This is a genomic window from Pseudomonas sp. CFBP 13711, assembly GCF_014842265.1.
Taxonomy (GTDB): domain Bacteria; phylum Pseudomonadota; class Gammaproteobacteria; order Pseudomonadales; family Pseudomonadaceae; genus Aquipseudomonas.
This window is the reverse complement of record NZ_JACYVI010000012.1, coordinates 64,286-82,898: the sequence shown is the minus strand read 5'-3', so window position 1 is coordinate 82,898 and position 18,613 is coordinate 64,286. Positions and strand designations below refer to the sequence as shown.

The following is an 18,613-nucleotide window of genomic DNA, read 5'->3' as shown; positions in this document are numbered from 1 at the left end:
GCCAGCTGCAAGCTTCAAGCTTTAAGCCTCAAGCCAGAAGCAGCAACGCGCAGGCCGGGGCTGGTGCGTTCACTTGCCGCTTGAAGCTTGTCGCCTGGAGCTCCCCCCCATGAACCTCTCCGGGCCCTTCATCAAACGCCCTGTGGCGACCATGCTCCTGAGCCTGGCGATTATGCTGCTGGGCGGGATGAGCTTCGGTCTGCTGCCGGTGTCGCCGCTGCCGAATATGGATTTTCCTGTGATCGTGGTCAGCGCCTCGCTGCCCGGCGCCAGTCCGGAAATCATGGCGTCGAGCGTGGCGACGCCGCTGGAGCGCTCCCTCGGGGTGATTGCCGGGGTTAACACCATGAGCAGCCGTTCGAGTCAGGGCTCGACGCGGATCATTCTGCAGTTCGACATGGACCGCGACATCAACGGTGCTGCGCGGGAAGTGCAGGCGGCCATCAACGCCGCACGCAACCTGCTGCCCAGCGGGATGCGCAGCATGCCGACCTACAAGAAGGTCAACCCGTCCCAGGCGCCGATCATGGTCCTGTCACTGACCTCCGACGTGCTGGAGAAGGGCGAGCTGTACGACATGGCGTCGACGATCCTGTCCCAGAGCCTGTCCCAGGTGAACGGCGTCGGCGAGGTGCAGATCGGCGGCAGTTCGCTGCCTGCCGTGCGCGTTGAGCTGGAGCCCAAGCTGCTGTCGCAGTACGGCGTGTCGCTGGATGAAGTGCGCACGACCATCTCCAATGCCAACGTGCGCCGGCCAAAAGGCTCGGTGGAGAACAGCGAGCACAACTGGCAGGTGCAGGCCAACGACCAGCTGGAGAAGGCCAAGGATTACGAATCGCTGATCATCCATTACGCCAACGGCGCGGCATTGCGGCTCAAGGATGTGGCCAAGGTCAAGGATTCGGTGGAAGACCGCTACAACAGCGGCTTCTTCAACGACAAGGCCGCGGTGCTATTGGTAATCAACCGTCAGGCCGGCGCCAACATCATCGAAACCGTGGCGGCGATCAAGGCCCAGTTGCCGGCGTTGCAGGCGGTGCTCCCGGCCAGCGTCAAGCTTGACCTGGCCATGGACCGCTCGCCGGTGATCAAGGCCACGCTGCACGAAGCGGAAATGACGCTGCTGATTGCCGTGGTGCTGGTGATTCTGGTGGTGTTCCTGTTCCTGGGGAATTTCCGCGCGTCGCTGATCCCGACTCTCGCGGTGCCGGTGTCGCTGGTCGGCACCTTCGCGATCATGTACCTGTACGGTTTCTCACTGAACAATCTGTCGCTGATGGCCCTGATTCTCGCCACCGGGCTGGTGGTCGACGATGCCATCGTGGTGCTGGAAAACATCTCCCGGCACATCGACGAAGGTGTGCCGCCCATGGAAGCGGCCTACCTGGGCGCCAAGGAGGTGGGCTTCACCCTGCTGTCGATGAACGTCTCGCTGGTGGCGGTGTTTGTTTCGATCCTGTTCATGGGCGGGCTGGTGGAGAGCCTGTTCCGCGAGTTTTCCATCACCTTGTCGGTGTCCATCGTCGTTTCGCTGGTGGTCTCGCTGACCCTGACGCCGATGCTCTGCGCGCGCTGGCTCAAGCCCCACGTGCCGGGCACGGAAAATCGCTTGCAGCGCTGGAGCCAGCGGGTCAACGACCGCATGGTCGCCGGCTACGACCGCAGCCTGCGCTGGGTGCTGCGTCATCGGCGCCTGACCCTGCTGACGCTGCTGTTGACCATCGTCGGCAACATCGCTTTGTACGTCGTGGTGCCAAAGACCTTTCTGCCGCAGCAGGACACCGGCCAGCTGATGGGTTTTGTGCGCGGCGACGACGGCCTGTCGTTCTCGGTGATGCAGCCGAAGATGGACACGTTCCGCTCGGCGATCCTCAAGGACCCGGCCGTGGAGAGCGTCGCGGGCTTCATCGGCGGCAACGGCGGCACCGGCAACGCGTTCATCATCGTGCGCCTGAAGCCGATCAAGGAGCGCAACATCGGCGCCATGGAAGTGGTCGAGCGACTGCGCAAGGAAATGCCGCTGGTGCCGGGCGGGCGCCTGTTCCTGCAACCCGATCAGGACCTGCAATTGGGCGGCGGCCGCGAGCAGACCACCTCGCAGTACCAGTACATCCTGCAAAGCGGCGACCTGGAAACCCTGCGCCTGTGGTACCCGAAGATCGTCGCCGCCCTTAAGTCGCTCAAGGAGCTGACCGCCATCGACGCCAACGACGGCGGCGGCACCCAGCAGGTGACATTGATCGTCGACCGCGATGCGGCCAAGCGTCTGGGCATCGACATGAACATGGTCACCAAGGTGCTGAACAACGCCTACAGCCAGCGCCAGGTGTCGACCATCTATGACCCGCTGAACCAGTATCAGGTGGTCATGGAGGTCAATCCGAAATACGCCCTTGATCCGACAACGCTGGAGCAGGTCCAGGTGATCACGGCCGATGGTGCACGGGTGCCGCTGTCGACCATCGCCCGTTACGAGCGCAGCCTGGAAGACGACCGGGTCAGCCACGACGGCCAGTTCGCCTCGGAAAACATCTCCTTCGACCTGGCCGATGGCGTCACCCTCGATCAGGCCAACGCCGCCATCGAACGCGCCGTCGCCGCGGTGGGCCTGCCTGAGGACGTGATCGCCAAGATGGCCGGGACCTCCGACGCCTTTGCCGCCACCCAGAAGAGCCAGCCGTGGATGATTCTCGGCGCGCTGGTGGCGGTGTACCTGGTGCTGGGCATTCTTTACGAAAGCTACATTCACCCGCTGACCATCCTCTCGACGCTGCCCTCCGCAGGCGTCGGCGCGCTGCTGAGCATCTACCTCACCGGCGGGCAATTCAGCCTGATTTCATTGCTGGGGCTGTTTTTGCTGATCGGCGTGGTGAAGAAGAACGCGATCCTGATGATCGACCTCGCCTTGCAGCTCGAACGTCAGAACGGCATGACCCCGGTGGAGTCAATTCGCAATGCCTGCCTGCAACGTCTGCGTCCGATTCTGATGACCACCCTGGCGGCGATTCTCGGCGCCGTGCCGTTATTGCTGAGCAGTGCCGAAGGCGCGGAAATGCGCCGGCCGCTGGGCCTGACCATCATAGGCGGCCTGATCCTCAGTCAGATCCTCACGCTGTACACCACGCCCGTGGTTTACCTTTATCTCGACCGTCTGCGCCATCGTTTCAACCAATGGCGCGGTGTGCAGACGGATGCTGCCCTGGACACTCCGCTATGAACGACTCGATGAAAGCCCCTGGCCCACAGCGGACGTTGCCGTTTCCCAGGACGTTCGGCGTCGCCCTTTGTGCGCTGCTGCTCAGTGCCTGTGCCGTCGGCCCGGATTACAAAACGCCGGACATGCCGACCCCGGCGCACTTCAAGCAGGCCGTAGGCTGGACCCAGGCCAACCCGAGCGATGCGATGGCCCGCGGCGCATGGTGGGAAATCTACGGCGACGCCCAGCTCAACGCGCTGGTGGAAAAACTCAACACGTCCAACCAGACCGTGGCGCAGTACGAGGCCCAATACCGGCAGGCCACCGCTCTGGTGCGCAGTGCGCGGGGCGCGTTCTTCCCGACGCTGGACCTGACCACCAGCAAGAACCGCTCGAGCCAGGGCACCGGCAGCAGCAGTTCGAGCCTGAGCAGTTCCAGCAGTGGCATTCGTGACACCTACAACGCGCAGTTGGGCGTCAGTTGGGAAGCCGACGTGTGGGGCAAGTTGCGTCGCGGCCTGGAAGCCGACAAGGCCAGCGCCCAGGCGAGCCTTGCCGATCTGGCGTCGATGCGCCTGAGCCTGCAATCGCAATTGGTGCAGAGCTACCTGCAGCTACGGGTGATCGACGAGCAGAAGCGTTTGCTCGAAGCGACCGTCGACGCCTACCAGCGCTCGTTGACCATGACCCAGAACCAGTACCGCGCCGGGATTTCCGGCCGCGACGCTACCGCCCAGGCCCAGACGCAGCTCAAGAGCACCCAGGCTGACCTCATCGACCTGCAATGGCAGCGTGCCCAGTTCGAAAACGCGATTGCCGTGCTGATGGGCCAGGCGCCAGCGGATTTCAGCCTCGCGGCGACCACCTCTATTCCGGCGGTACCGCAGATCCCGGCGCAGCTGCCGTCACAGTTGCTTGAACGCCGCCCTGATATTGCCGCCGCCGAGCGTTCGGTCATGACCGCCAACGCCAATATCGGCTTGGCCAAGGCCGCCTATTACCCGGACCTGACCCTGAGCATGAGCGGCGGTTACAGCAGCAGCACCGTCAGCAACTGGATTTCCCTGCCCAATCGTTTCTGGTCGGTGGGCCCGCAACTGGCGATGACCCTGTTCGACGGCGGTCAGCGCGCTGCCGAAGTAGACCGCACCGAGGCGGTCTACGACCAGACCGTCGCCCAGTACCGCCAGACCGTGCTCGCCGGCTTCAAGGAAGTCGAGGACTACATGGCCCAGTTGCGCGTGTATGAGGAGGAAGCCGGGGTGCGCGATGAGGCGCTGCAATCGGCGCGTGATTCTTTGCGTCTGACCAACAACCAGTACAAGGCCGGGCTGATTGGCTACCTGGACGTGGTCAACGTGCAGACCACCGCCTTGAGTAACGAACGCAGCGTGCTGAACGTACTGGAAAGCCGGTTGGTCGCCAGCGCCCAGTTGATTGCGGCATTGGGCGGCGGTTGGGACGCCGCGACCGGACTGACACCCGGCGCGGAAGTTTCCGATCGTTGATTACAGCTAAATAGCGATGTGCCATCTTTACGACGGAGTGACGGGACTTTTACGGGAATTTCGGTACAATCGCCGCCGAATTGATCAGGGCTGAAAGGCCGCACTCCGTTGAGCCAAGAGCCAGCCCATGTTGATCGGCCATTACACCTATTCGCTGGTTTTGATTTCGTTTCTGGTCGCGATACTCGCGTCCTATACCACCCTTGATCTGGCCGGGCGCATCGCCTCGGCCAGTGGGCGGGCCCGCGGGCTGTGGATGGGCGGTGGTGCGCTGTCCATGGGCGTCGGCATCTGGTCGATGCACTTCATCGGCATGCTCGCGTTCAACCTGCCGATCCAGCTGGCGTACGACATCCCGCTGACGGTGCTCTCGCTGATCATCGCGATCTTTTCCTCAGGCTTCGCCCTGTGGCTGGTCAGTCACGACCGTGTGCCGCTGCCGCATCTCCTGTTTGGCGCAGTGGTCATGGGGCTTGGCACCAGCGCCATGCACTACACCGGCATGGCGGCGATGCGCATGCAGCCGGGCATCGATTACGACCCCGGCCTGTTCGGCCTTTCGCTGTTGATCGCCGTCAGCGCTTCGGCCGTAGCGCTGGCCATTGCCGTGCGTCTGCGCCGCCAGACGCCTTACGTTCGGCTGGCCCGCGCCGGTGCGGCGGTGATCATGGGCTTCGCCATCCTCGGCATGCATTTCACCGGCATGAGCGCGGCGAACTTCCCCGACGGCAGTTTCTGCGGCGCGACACTCAACGGTCTGCACACTAACGGCCTGGACAAGCTGGTGCTGGTCACCAGTCTTGCGGTGCTGGGCATCACGCTGCTGACCTCCGTGCTCGATGCGCGGCTGGAAGCGCGTACCGCTCAGTTGTCGCTGTCGCTGAAAGAAGCCAACCGCGAGCTGACCCAGCTGGCCCTGCACGACAACCTCACCGGGCTGCCCAACCGCATCCTGCTGGCGGATCGCATCGATCAGGCCATGCGCAAGGTCGACGCCCAGGGCGGCATGTTCGCCCTGATGTTTCTGGATCTGGACGGCTTCAAACCGGTGAACGACGCGTTCGGTCACCACGTCGGCGATCAACTGTTGCGCGCGGTAGCTGTGCGCATGCGGGAAAACTTCCATCGCCACGACACCCTGGCGCGCATCGGCGGCGACGAGTTCGTGCTGCTGGTCGAGCTCGACGATGGCGAAGAAGCGGTCAGCGTGGCCTCGCGTCAGGTTTCCCTGGTGAGCCAGCCGTTCAGCGTGCAGGAACATGATCTGCAGGTGACGGTGAGCATCGGCATCAGCCTGTACCCCGGCAACGGCCGCACCCAGCAGGAACTGCTGATGAACGCCGACGCCGCCATGTACCACGCCAAGAATGCCGGCAAGAACGGCTACAGCTTTTTCGATGCGTCGATGAACACCAACGCGCGCAATCAGCTGCAGCTGTTGCAGGACCTGCGCCTTGCGCTGCGTAAAGGGCAGTTCTGCCTGCATTACCAGCCGAAATTCTCCGCCGGTACCCAGGAGCCCATCGGCGCCGAAGCGCTGGTGCGCTGGAATCACCCGCAGCTCGGGTTGCTGATGCCGGACAAATTCATTGGCCTTGCCGAAAAAACCGGCCTGATCATCCCCATTGGCGAGTGGGTGCTGCACGAGGCCTGCCGGCAGATGAAGCGCTGGTACGACAGCGGCTTTACCCACTGGCGCATTGCGGTGAACCTGTCGGCGTTGCAGTTCAGCCATGTCGGGTTGGTCGAGACCGTCGCGCACGCGCTGGCCACCCACGGTCTGCCGGCCAACTGCCTGACCCTGGAAATCACCGAAACCACTGCCATGAGCGACGCCGATGCGAGCATGACCGTGCTGCAGAAGCTCTCGGACATGCACGTCGACCTGTCCATCGACGACTTCGGCACCGGCTATTCCAGCCTGATGTACCTCAAACGCCTGCCGGCCAACGAATTGAAGATCGACCGCGGTTTCGTCCGCGATCTGGAGCACGACAGCGACGACGCGGCCATTGTGTCGGCCATCGTCGCGCTGGGCCAGGCTCTGAACCTGCGCATCGTCGCCGAGGGTGTCGAGACCGCCAGCCAGCAGAAATTCCTCACGCGCCTTGGTTGCGACTCGCTGCAGGGTTACCTGCTGGGTTATCCGCTGCCGGCCGAGCGGTTCATGGCAGACATCGAAGCCGCGCGGCGTCGTGTCAGCGAAATCACGGATTGAGTGTTAATGCCCACCCCACCTCCACGCATTGATCGAACGGGAACATTTATGGATAAAAATCTCCTCATCACCGGCGGCTCCCGGGGTATCGGGGCCGCCACGGCGGTTCTGGCAGCAGCGCAGGGTTATCGCGTGTGCATCAACTATCTGTCCGATCACGCCTCCGCCGAGCGGCTGTGCGGGCAGATTCGCGAGACGGGCGGTCATGCCATCGCGGTGCAGGCCGATGTCAGCAACGAAGACGAGATCATTCGTCTGTTTGCGCGGATCGATTCGGAGATGGGGCGGATCACCGCGCTGGTCAACAACGCCGGCACGGTGGGCGAGGCGTCGCGGCTGGACACCATGTCGGAGTTTCGGCTGCTGAAGATCATGATGAGCAACGTGGTCGGGCCGATGCTGTGCAGCAAGCACGCACTGCTGCGCATGTTGCCCCGCCACGGCGGACGCGGTGGCAGCATCGTCAACGTGTCGTCCGTTGCCGCACGGCTCGGGTCACCCGGCGAATACGTCGACTACGCGGCGTCGAAGGGCGCGCTGGACACCTTCACCGTCGGGCTGGCCAAGGAAGTGGCGGGCGAGGGCGTGCGGGTCAATGCCGTGCGTCCCGGTTACATCTTCACCGAATTCCACGCCTTGAGCGGTGACCCCCATCGCGTGAGCAAGCTGGAACCGACCATTCCCATGGGCCGCGGCGGACTGGCCGATGAAGTGGCGGAGGCGATCCTGTGGCTGCTGTCCGACAAGGCCTCGTATTCGACGGGCTCGTTCATTGATCTGGGCGGCGGGCGCTGACGGCTATGCGGCCATATCCAAGGCCGGCTAACCCATCATCGAGCGAATGATCTTCCCCAGCGTCTCCATCGCCCGTTCGGCCGTCTCACCCCACGGGCTGCCGTAGTTCAGGCGGATGAAATGCTTGAACCGCCGCGTTGGCGAGAACATCGGGCCGGGGGCGATGCTGATGCCCTGGGCGAGGGCGGCCTGAAACACTTTCAGTGAATCGATCGGTTCCGGCAGCTCAACCCACAGGAAGTATCCGCCGGTGGGCTGGCTGACGCGGGTCTGCGCCGGAAAGTACCGGGCGATGGCGCCGAGCATCGCGCGCTGCTGATCTTCCAGGCTGTGGCGCAGCTTGCGCAGGTGGCGGTCGTAACCGCCGTGTTGCAGGTAATCGGCGATGGCGGCCTGGGCCGGCATCGAGGCGCACAGCGAGGTCATGATTTTCAGCCGCTCGACCTTCTGCGCGTAACGCCCGGCAGCCACCCAACCCACCCGATAACCGGGCGCCAGGCTTTTTGCGAACGAGCCGCAATGCAGCACCAGCCCTTCAGTGTCGAATGCCTTCGCCGGTTTCGGCGCGTGCTGGCCGTAATACAACTCGGCATAGACGTCATCCTCGATCAGCGGCACCTCGTGCTTGCGCAGCAATTCCACCAGTTCCCGTTTGCGCGCTTCAGGCACCGTCGCGCCGGTGGGATTCTGAAAACTGGTCATGCTCCAGCAGGCTCTGATCGGGTAGCGCTCGAGCGCCTGTTCAAGCACTGCCAGGTCAATGCCCTGTTGCGGGTGCACCGGAATTTCCACCGCCTTGAGCTTCAGCCGTTCGAGCACCTGCAGGCAGGCGTAGAACGCCGGCGCCTCGATGGCCACCAGATCGCCGGGCTCGGTCACCGCTTGCAGGCACAGATTCAGCGCTTCGAGGGCGCCGTTGGTGATCAGCAGCTCGTCCATGGGCAGCATTTGCCCGGCGACCATGTACCGCAGCGCGATTTGCCGGCGCAGGGCCGGATTGCCGGGCGACAGGTCGCTGACCACCATGCGCGGGTCCATGTCGCGGGTGGCGCTGGCGAGGGAACGGGCCAGGCGCTGCAACGGGAACAGCCCGGCGCTGGGGAAGGCGGAGCCGAAGGGTACGGTGTTCGGGTCCTTGATGGATTCGAGAACCGAGAACACCAGATCGCTGACGTCGACTTCGGTGGACTCGCTCACCTGTGGCGCCGGGCGCGCATCGTGCTCTGAAACCTCACCGCCCAGACCCTGCAGGCGGACACTGTCGTTGACGAAATAGCCGGAGCGCGGGCGTGCCCGGATCAGGCCTCGACGTTCCAGCAAGTAGTACGCCTGGAACACCGTAGACGGGCTGATGCCGTGGGTCTGGCTGGCGTAGCGCACTGAAGGCACCCGTTGCCCTGCAGCCAGCACCCCGGACCGGATCAGCTCGGCAATGTCGTCAGCAAACTTTTCATAGCGCTTCATGGCGGGCTCGTGCTGAGTGGCTTCTGGGGTGCAGCCGCCATACACAAGCGACTGGGGCAGGGTGGAGGACCCGGCTGCAGGAGCGGAATATGCCCTCGGTCTGCGGATTAGTACAGATGCAGATCGGCTGACAACCACCGGATCAGGCGTACCTCTTCGGTATCCACCTCCCGCACTCTCGCCCCGCGCTGCGGTCCATACCGCACTGACGTTAACCGAAGGGAATGCGCTGATGAATGCCTGGTGGGAAGAAGTGGTGGACACACTGCAGGCCGAGTTCTCTGATATCACCGATGCCGGGCAGATCACCCGCGTGACCATACGCCTGGTCATCGCGGCGCTGCTGGGCGGGATTCTGGGTTTCGAGCGGGAACACAAGGGCAAGGCGGCCGGGGTTCGAACGCACATGCTGGTGTGCATGGGGGCCGCGCTGTTTGTGCTGGTGCCGCGCATGGCCGGTGCCGACGACGCTGCTTTGAGCCGGGTGGTGCAGGGCATTGTGGCGGGGATCGGCTTTCTCGGCGCCGGGACCATCCTCAAGGGTGATGCGCTCAATGCCACTCAGGTGAAAGGCCTGACCACGGCGGCCGGTTTGTGGATGACCGCGGCCATTGGTATCGCGGCCGGGATGGGCAGGGAGATGACGGCAGTCTTGAGTACGGTGCTGGCACTGGGCATCTTTAGCCTGATGCCCATGATCGTCAGGCGGGTTGAGTCGGCGGAAGAACGTGCACACGACCCTGCCCGCAGGACGGGTGGCGATGCACAGGAGCCTTAGTCCGGCGGTTATTCCGGGGTATTGAGGGTGTGACGCTCGATTAATAGTGGGACCGGCTTTAGCCGGGAAGAAGCCAGTTGGCGCACCCTCAACATAGCGGCTAGCCCTCTAGAAGCTTCCCGGCTAAAGCCGGTCCCACAACACCGCGTTGGGCCAAGGAATTACTCAGGAAACGTGTCATCCAGAATCGCCGGGGGCTCGCCGCTTGGCGGGTCACCCACCGGCGGTTCGATCACCGGAGGCATCAGCGGGGAAGGTGGCTCCTCGGGCTTGGGCACCGGCAGCTCGGGGTCGTCGATGTTCGGATCGGGCGTTTCTGCGGGAACGGGAATGCTCATGGTCTTCGCTTCCTTGGGTTCGTCGAGAGGGCGTGTCAGGTGACGTTGCAGCACACCCGTCAGCACGCACACATGTCGACCGCAGCGCCCTGGCAATGATTCACTCAATCCGCCTGGATACCCCGTTACGCCGGAGCCCATGGCCTGCCATTATCCCTGGGGTGACTTGATCAAACGTCATGCAAGCTGTTTGAACTTTTGCCCGAGGCTGGCGTTCGGAACCTATGCTGCCACGTCCGGATGCGTTGATCCCGTGGCTCTCTCTTATGTTATGGACAAAGACGCTGAAGCAATGGGCGCCCCACGGTGGGCGTCCCTGGGCGTGAGGAGTGATGCTCGATGAATGATACTGCTGATCAGCCGTACGGCCCGGATTCCCTGGCCAACGATGTTCTCCACTCTATCCACCCTATCCCACTGACCCAAGCCTTGCAGCTGCCGCGGATCGTGATCGAGGACACCCAGCCGGTGATCGATAACGGTCAGCTGGCGGCCAAGGCCGTTGTCGGTCAGCCGGTCACGGTCACCAGCAAAATCTACGCGGACGGCCACGACAAGATGGCCGTACGTATCGTCTACCGGGCCATCGACGACGAAGAATGGCAATCGGTGCCCATGCGCGAGCTGGGCAATGACAGCTGGATCGGCGAATTCACCCCGCCGACCTTCACCCGCTATGTCTATCGCCTTGAAGCCTGGATCGATCAGTTCGGCAGCTACCGCTACGAGCTGGAAAAGAAATACGCCGCCGGCGTGACCATCGATTTGGAGCTGGAAGAAGGGCGCCTGCACCTGGTGCACGCCGCCGAGCGCAGCAAGCTGGAGGTACGTGGGCAACTCGACACGTTGATCACGCGCTTCGGCGAGGCGACTGAAAACGAGGCCAAGGTGGCGCTGCTGCTGAGCAGTGACGCCGCCAGCGTCATGGCCAAGGCCGACAACCACGCGTTCTTGAGCCGCAGCCTGGAATTCCCGCTGGACGTCGAACGAGAGCTGGCCCAGTTCGCCAGTTGGTACGAACTGTTTCCACGTTCGATCACCGACGACAAAGAGCGTCACGGCACCTTCAAGGACGTCCACTCGCGCCTGCCGATGATCCGTGACATGGGCTTCGACGTGCTCTACTTCCCGCCGATCCACCCGATCGGTCGCGCTCACCGCAAAGGCCCGAACAACTCCCTCACCGCAGGGCCCGATGATGTGGGCAGCCCGTACGCCATCGGCAGCGCTGAAGGCGGACATGACGCCATCCACCCGCAGCTGGGCACCCGCGAGGACTTCCGCGAGCTGGTCGCCGCGGCAGCCGAGCATGGCCTGGAAATCGCCCTCGATTTCGCCATCCAGTGCTCCCAGGACCACCTGTGGCTCAAGGAACACCCGGGCTGGTTCTCGTGGCGTCCGGACGGCACCATCCGTTACGCGGAAAACCCGCCGAAGAAATACCAGGACATCGTCAACGTCGATTTCTATGCGCCGGACGCGATTCCGGGCCTGTGGGCCGAGCTGCGTGACGTGATCCTCGGCTGGGTGAAGGAGGGCGTGAAGATCTTCCGCGTCGACAATCCGCACACCAAGCCGCTGCCGTTCTGGCAGTGGATGATTGCCGACGTGCGCAGTAAGCACCCTGAAGTCATGTTCCTCGCCGAGGCGTTCACCAAGCCGGCGATGATGGCGCGCCTGGGCAAGGTCGGTTATTCCCAGAGCTACACCTATTTCACCTGGCGCAACACCAAGGCCGAGTTGAGCGAGTACCTCACTCAGCTCAACGAGTCGCCATGGCGCGAGTGCTACCGCCCGAACTTCTTCGTCAACACGCCGGACATCAACCCGCCGTTCCTGCATGACTCGGGTCGTCCGGGCTTCCTCATCCGTGCGGCGCTGGCGACCATGGGTTCGGGTCTGTGGGGCATGTATTCGGGCTTCGAGCTGTGTGAATCGGCGCCGGTACCGGGCAAGGAGGAATACCTGGACTCGGAGAAGTACGAGATCCGTCCCCGTGACTTCACCGCGCCTGGCAATATCATTGCCGAGATCGCCCAGCTCAACCGCATCCGTCGCCAGAACCCGGCGCTGCAGACGCACCTGGGCCTGAAGATCTACGCCGCGTACAACGACAACATCCTGTACTTCGGCAAGCGCACGGCGGATGGCAGCAATTTCATTCTGGTCGCCGTGAACCTCGATCCGCGCAACGTGCAGGAAGCGACGTTCGAGCTGCCGCTGTGGGAAATGGGCCTGCCGGACGATGCCGCCACCCTGGGCGAAGACTTGATGACCGGGCATTCCTGGACCTGGTATGGCAAGTACCAGTTCATGCGCCTGGACCCTTCGTACCAGCCGTTCGGTATCTGGCGCATCAAAGCCACAAACCAATAATTCAAAGGATGTGGTCATGGCAAAGAAACCCCGCAACGCTGCCTTTATCGAAGACCCGCTCTGGTACAAGGATGCGGTGATTTACCAGGTCCACGTGAAGTCGTTTTTCGATTCCAACGACGATGGCATCGGTGACTTCCCCGGCCTGATCGCCAAGCTCGACTACATTGCCCAGCTGGGCGTCAACACCATCTGGCTGCTGCCCTTCTACCCGTCGCCACGCCGCGACGATGGCTATGACATCTCCGAGTACCGTGGCGTGCACAGCGACTACGGCACCATGGCCGACGCGAAGAAGTTCATCGCCGAGGCGCACAACCGTGGCTTGCGGGTGATCACCGAGCTGGTCATCAACCACACCTCGGACCAGCACGCATGGTTCCAGCGCGCGCGGCATGCCAAGAAGGGCTCCAAGGCGCGGGATTTCTACGTCTGGTCCGATGACCCGCAGAAGTACGACGGCACCCGGATCATCTTTCTCGACACCGAGAAGTCCAACTGGACCTGGGACCCGGTCGCGGAGCAGTACTTCTGGCACCGTTTCTATTCCCACCAGCCGGACCTCAACTTCGACAATCCGCAGGTCATGAAGGCGGTGATCGAGGTCATGCGCTACTGGCTGGACATGGGCATCGACGGCCTGCGTCTGGACGCGATTCCGTACCTGATCGAGCGTGACGGCACCAACAATGAAAACCTGCCAGAGACCCATCAGGTCCTCAAGCAGATCCGTGCCGAAATCGACGCCAACTACCCCGACCGCATGCTGCTGGCCGAAGCCAACCAGTGGCCGGAAGACACTCAGCTGTACTTCGGTGATCGCAAGGGCAAGGACGGCGACGAATGCCACATGGCGTTCCACTTCCCGCTAATGCCGCGCATGTACATGGCGGTGGCCCAGGAAGACCGTTTCCCGATCACCGACATCCTGCGCCAGACACCGGAAATCCCGGAGAACTGCCAGTGGGCGATCTTCCTGCGCAACCACGATGAACTGACGCTGGAAATGGTCACCGACCGCGAGCGTGATTATCTGTGGAATTACTACGCCTCGGACCGTCGCGCGCGGATCAACCTGGGCATTCGTCGTCGCCTGGCGCCGTTGCTGGAACGTGACCGCCGCCGCGTTGAACTGCTCAACAGCATGTTGCTGTCCATGCCCGGCACGCCGACCCTGTACTACGGCGACGAAATCGGCATGGGTGACAACATCTACCTCGGCGACCGCGACGGTGTGCGCACGCCGATGCAGTGGTCCATCGACCGTAACGGCGGCTTTTCCCGCGCCAACCCGGCGAGCCTGGTGCTGCCGCCGATCATGGACCCGTTGTACGGTTATCAGTCGGTCAACGTCGAAGCGCAGGATCACGACCCGCACTCGCTGCTGAACTGGACCCGGCGCATGCTCGCCGTGCGCAGGCAGCAGAAAGCCTTCGGCCGCGGCACCCTGAAAATGCTCTCGCCGAGCAACCGCCGCATCCTGGCCTATACCCGCGAATACACCGGGCCGGACGGCAAGACCGAAATCATCCTTTGCGTCGCCAACGTCTCGGCCGCCTCCCAGGCCGCCGAGCTTGAACTCGCGCCATACGCCGGGACGGTTCCGGTCGAGATGCTCGGCGGCAGCGCCTTTCCACCTATTGGCCAGCTCAATTACCTGCTGACGTTGCCGCCGTACGGCTTCTACTGGTTCTTGCTGGCCGCGGAGAATCAAATGCCCAGCTGGCACGTTGAACCGGCTCAGAGCATGCCGGACTTCCCGACCCTGGTGCTCAAGCAGCGCCTGGAAGAATTGCTCGAAGAACCCCTGCGCCAGACCATGGAGCAGCAGTCGCTGTCGGTCTATCTGCCGAAGCGCCGCTGGTTCGCCGGCAAAGGCACGGCGATCGACAGCATCCACATCGCCTACGCCGTGCGCTTCGGCTCCACGGTGCGGCCGGCGTTGCTGAGCGAAATCGAAGTCACCTCCGGTGGCGAAACGGTGCGCTACCAGTTGCCGTTCGGCCTGTTGCCAGAAGACGACATCAGCAGCGCCTTGCCGCAACAGTTGGCCCTGTCCCGCGTGCGTCGTGGTCGTCAGGTCGGCTTGATCACTGATGCGTTTACCCTCGAGCCGTTCATTCGCAACGTCATCAAAGGCATGCAGGACAACACCGTGCTGGCGACGCCGGACGGTGAGCTGCAGTTCCAGAGCACGTCGCAACTGGCGCCGCTGGGCCTGAACGAAGACGCCGAGGTGCGTTACCTTTCGGCCGAGCAGTCCAACAGCTCGGTGGTGGTCGGCAAGAAGCTGGTGCTGAAAATGATTCGCCGTGTCGCGGCCGGTACTCACCCCGAGCTGGAAATGGGCGCATACCTCACCGAAGCCGGCTACCCGCACATCTCGCCGCTGTTGGGCGCAGTCGTGCGCGTGGACGGGCAGGGCGAGAAAAACCTGCTGATGATCGCCCAGGGTTACCTGAGCAATCAGGGCGATGCGTGGGAATGGACCCAGAACAACCTCGAACGCGCTGTGCGCGATCACATGGCCCACGGTCAGTCGGCGCTGGAGCAGCAAGCCAATGCGCTGATCGAGCTGAAAGACTTCGCCGGCCTGCTGGGCCAGCGTCTGGGCGAGATGCACGTGATCCTCGGCGCCCCGACGGATAACCCGGACTTCAAGACCGAAGTCACCAGCGTCAAGGACAGCGAGGCCTCGGCGAAGAGCGTTTCGGCGCAGATCGAGCGTGCCTTGCAGCTGCTTGAACAGCACCGCGACTCCCTAGAGGCCCAGGATCAGCAGCTCATCACTGAACTGCTGGGCAAACGCAAAGCGCTGCTGGCCCAAGTGAAGACCCTGGCCAAGCAGTCAGTCGGCGGCCTGAGAATGCGCGTGCACGGCGACCTGCACCTCGGCCAGATGCTGGTGGTGAAGGGCGATGCCTACCTGATCGACTTCGAAGGCGAGCCCGCGCGTCCGCTGCAGGAACGTAGGGCCAAATACAGCCCGTTCAAAGATGTCAGCGGCGTACTGCGCTCGTTCGACTACGCTGCGGCGATGGCCCTGCGCAACGCGCAAAGTGCCGACACGTCGGTGCAGGCTGAAACCGCCCGCCAGCAAGTGGCCGAGACGTATTTGAAGCAGGCGCGCGAGGCCTTCCTCGACGGCTATCGCAAGGCCACCGTCGAAGTGGGTCACGACTGGAAAGATGCCAAGGGTGAAGCGGCCGCGCTGGCGCTGTTCACTCTGGAAAAAGCCGCTTATGAAGTGGCCTACGAGGCCGAGAATCGGCCGACATGGTTGTCGGTTCCGCTTCAAGGCTTGCGCGGGCTTCTCGACCTGTCTGATGGAGAATGAAAATGAGTGCCTCTGACCAATTCGGTAACGGCAACCACGCAATATTGCCCAGCGCCGTCGACCTGGACGCGCTGATCCGCGCGGAGCACCGCGACCCGTTCTCGATGCTTGGCCCCCACAGCGATGGCGCTGAAGGCCAGGTGATCCGCGCCTATCTGCCCAATGCCCTGGCCGTGCGCGTGCTCTCGCGCGACGGCGAACGTGACCTCGGCGAGCTGAGCATGTCCGACAAACCGGGCTTCTTTGCCGGCCACTTTGCGGTTCGCGAACCCTATCTGCTGAAAATCTCGTGGGCCACCGGCGAGCAAATCACCGAAGACCCTTATAGCTTTGGCGAGCAGTTGGGCGAAATGGACTTGTACCTCTTCGCCGAGGGCAACCACCGCGACCTGAGCAGCGCTCTGGGCGCACAGGTCAAGAATGTTGATGGCGTCGACGGCGTGCGTTTCTCGGTATGGGCACCGAATGCCCGCCGAGTGTCCGTGGTGGGCGATTTCAATAGCTGGGATGGCCGTCGTCACCCGATGCGCCTGCGTCATCCGACCGGCGTGTGGGAAATTTTCATCCCGCGCATCGGCCCGGGCGAAGCGTACAAGTACGAAATCCTCGGCCAGCACGGCGTTCTGCCGCTGAAAGCTGACCCGATGGCCCTGGCCACCCAGCTGCCGCCGGCAACCGCGTCGAAAGTCGCTGCACCGCTGACGTTCGAGTGGCAGGACCACGACTGGATGCAGTCCCGGGGCGAAAAGCATGACATTCATCAGCCGCTGTCGATCTACGAGCTGCACGCCGGCTCGTGGCAGTGGCACCACGGCGGCGATGACGAGCCGGATCGCCCGTACGACTGGCGCGAGCTGGCTGAAAACCTGATTCCTTACATCAAGGACCTGGGTTTCACCCACATCGAATTGATGCCGATCATGGAGCACCCGTTCGGCGGCTCATGGGGTTATCAGGTGTTGTCGCAGTTCGCACCGAGCGCGCGCTACGGCACACCGGAAGACTTCGCCGCCTTCGTGGATGCCTGCCACCGTAACGACATCGGCGTGATTCTTGATTGGGTGCCGGCACACTTTCCGACCGATGCACACGGTCTGGCTCAATTCGACGGGACTGCACTGTACGAATACGCCAACCCCCATGAAGGTTTCCATCAGGACTGGAACACCCTGATCTATAACTTGGGGCGCACTGAAGTCCACGGTTTCATGATTGCCTCCGGTATTCATTGGCTGAAGAACTTCCACGTTGATGCGCTGCGCGTCGATGCGGTGGCGTCCATGCTGTATCGCGACTATTCCCGCAACGCCGGAGAATGGGTCCCGAACCGTTACGGCGGCCGCGAAAACCTGGAAGCCATCGACTTCCTCCGCCACCTTAACGACGTGGTTGCGATCGAAGCGCCGGGCGCGCTGGTCATTGCCGAGGAATCGACGTCCTGGCCGGGGGTTTCGCAGCCCACTCAACAGGGCGGTCTGGGCTTTTCGTACAAGTGGAACATGGGCTGGATGCACGACACGCTCAAGTACATCGAGCAGGACCCTATCCATCGCCAGCATCACCATTCTCAGCTGAGTTTTGGTCTGGTCTATGCCTGGTCCGAGCGGTTTGTGCTGCCGATTTCCCACGATGAAGTGGTGCACGGCAAGCATTCCTTGATCGACAAGATGCCTGGCGACCGCTGGCAGAAATTCGCCAACCTGCGCGCGTACCTGTCGTTCATGTGGACCCACCCGGGCAAGAAGCTGCTGTTCATGGGCTGCGAGTTTGCCCAGTGGCGCGAGTGGAACCACGACACCGAACTGGACTGGCATTTCCTGCAGTACGCCGAGCACAAGGGCGTGCACTCGCTGGTCAGCGACCTGAACCGCCTGTACCGGACGGAAAAGGCGTTGTACGAGCAGGACTGCCAGCCACAGGGTTTCCAGTGGGTAATCGGTGACGACGCCGGTAACAGCGTCTATGCCTACCTGCGCTGGAGCAAGGAGGGCGAGCCGTTGCTGGTGGTCGCCAACCTGACACCGGTGCCGCGCGAAGGCTATCGTGTCGGAGTGCCGTTCAGCGGCAAGTGGGCCGAGCTGTTCAACAGCGACGCGGGGATCTATGCCGGTTCCAACTTCGGCAACGGCGGTGGCGTGCGCACCGACGACATCAAGAGCCATGGCCAGGCGTTCTCGCTGCCCTTGAATCTGCCACCGCTGGGTGTAGTGATCCTCAAGCCGACCGTGGAGCAGCTGCAGCAGGAGGGTTGATTTCCTCCGCCACACTGTTGTGAACCTGTGGGAGCGGGCGTGCTCGCGAATAGCGTTCTATCAGTCGACCTGATCGCCTGATGAAGCATTCGCCAGCGGGCTCGCTCCCACAGTCGTTTCTGCCCTGCCGACAAAGGTTGTGGGACCTTTCCCGGACGAATGTCATCCCTCGCCACTGAACCTGACATCTTTTGAATGGTCTGTTGACCACTGCGCGCGCAGTACGCTGGGGCCACGGCCTTCGACGTCCGGCTGAATTTCGCCCGCGCCAGATGCCTATTCCAGCAGTTGCAGCGCGTTGTTCGTCGCTGTCCGACCAGGCGTGATTCCCTTGCATGCGGCCCGCCCACC

General features: G+C 62.9%; 10 protein-coding genes. 8 read left to right on the top strand and 2 right to left on the bottom strand.

Annotated elements, in window-relative coordinates; all coding sequences use genetic code 11:
* The first annotated feature begins 109 nt into the window (after nt 1-109).
* The 4 genes from IFT47_RS20870 (at nt 110) to IFT47_RS20855 (ending at nt 7,717) form a co-directional block, all read left to right on the top strand.
* Nucleotides 110-3,217 carry an efflux RND transporter permease subunit gene (locus tag IFT47_RS20870; RefSeq protein WP_192173898.1) on the top strand — a complete coding sequence of 1,036 codons (3,108 nt, stop codon included), beginning with the start codon at nt 110-112 and terminating at the stop codon, nt 3,215-3,217.
* An 8-nt stretch (nt 3,218-3,225) separates the two neighbouring features.
* On the top strand, nt 3,226-4,704 hold the full coding sequence (locus IFT47_RS20865; RefSeq protein ID WP_192173991.1) for an efflux transporter outer membrane subunit: 1,479 nt from the start codon (nt 3,226-3,228) through the stop codon (nt 4,702-4,704).
* A gap of 127 nt (nt 4,705-4,831) precedes the next feature.
* Nucleotides 4,832-6,922 carry a putative bifunctional diguanylate cyclase/phosphodiesterase gene (locus tag IFT47_RS20860; protein ID WP_192173897.1) on the top strand — a complete coding sequence of 697 codons (2,091 nt, stop codon included), beginning with the start codon at nt 4,832-4,834 and terminating at the stop codon, nt 6,920-6,922.
* Nucleotides 6,923-6,970: 48 nt separating this feature from the next.
* Nucleotides 6,971-7,717: an SDR family oxidoreductase gene (locus IFT47_RS20855; protein ID WP_192173896.1), complete on the top strand. Its 747-nt coding sequence runs from the start codon at nt 6,971-6,973 to the stop codon at nt 7,715-7,717.
* A 27-nt stretch (nt 7,718-7,744) separates the two neighbouring features.
* On the opposite strand, the gene mapR is transcribed toward IFT47_RS20855, so the two are convergent.
* A complete protein-coding gene (gene mapR / locus IFT47_RS20850) occupies nt 7,745-9,181 on the bottom strand; it encodes a GntR family transcriptional regulator MpaR (RefSeq protein WP_192173895.1) in 1,437 nt (478 codons plus the stop codon).
* A 232-nt stretch (nt 9,182-9,413) separates the two neighbouring features.
* Here mapR and IFT47_RS20845 point away from each other — a divergent pair, with 232 nt between their 5' ends.
* Complete coding sequence (locus IFT47_RS20845; RefSeq protein ID WP_192173894.1) at nt 9,414-9,959, top strand: MgtC/SapB family protein; 546 nt, start codon at nt 9,414-9,416, stop codon at nt 9,957-9,959.
* A gap of 161 nt (nt 9,960-10,120) precedes the next feature.
* Here IFT47_RS20845 and IFT47_RS20840 read toward each other — a convergent pair whose 3' ends face one another.
* On the bottom strand, nt 10,121-10,297 hold the full coding sequence (locus tag IFT47_RS20840; protein ID WP_163022162.1) for a hypothetical protein: 177 nt from the start codon (nt 10,295-10,297) through the stop codon (nt 10,121-10,123).
* 339 nt (nt 10,298-10,636) lie between these two features.
* On the opposite strand from IFT47_RS20840, the gene IFT47_RS20835 reads away from it, so the two are divergent.
* Genes IFT47_RS20835 through glgB form a run of 3 tightly spaced genes read left to right on the top strand, consistent with a single transcriptional unit; the run spans nt 10,637 to nt 18,262 of the window.
* A complete protein-coding gene (locus IFT47_RS20835; protein ID WP_192173893.1) occupies nt 10,637-12,673 on the top strand; it encodes an alpha-1,4-glucan--maltose-1-phosphate maltosyltransferase in 2,037 nt (678 codons plus the stop codon).
* A 16-nt stretch (nt 12,674-12,689) separates the two neighbouring features.
* Complete coding sequence (gene treS / locus IFT47_RS20830; RefSeq protein ID WP_192173892.1) at nt 12,690-16,010, top strand: maltose alpha-D-glucosyltransferase; 3,321 nt, start codon at nt 12,690-12,692, stop codon at nt 16,008-16,010.
* A gap of 2 nt (nt 16,011-16,012) precedes the next feature.
* The gene (gene glgB, locus IFT47_RS20825) at nt 16,013-18,262 is read left to right on the top strand and encodes a 1,4-alpha-glucan branching protein GlgB (RefSeq protein WP_192173891.1); all 2,250 of its coding nucleotides are present in this window, start codon (nt 16,013-16,015) and stop codon (nt 18,260-18,262) included.
* The last annotated feature ends 351 nt before the right edge of the window (nt 18,263-18,613 follow it).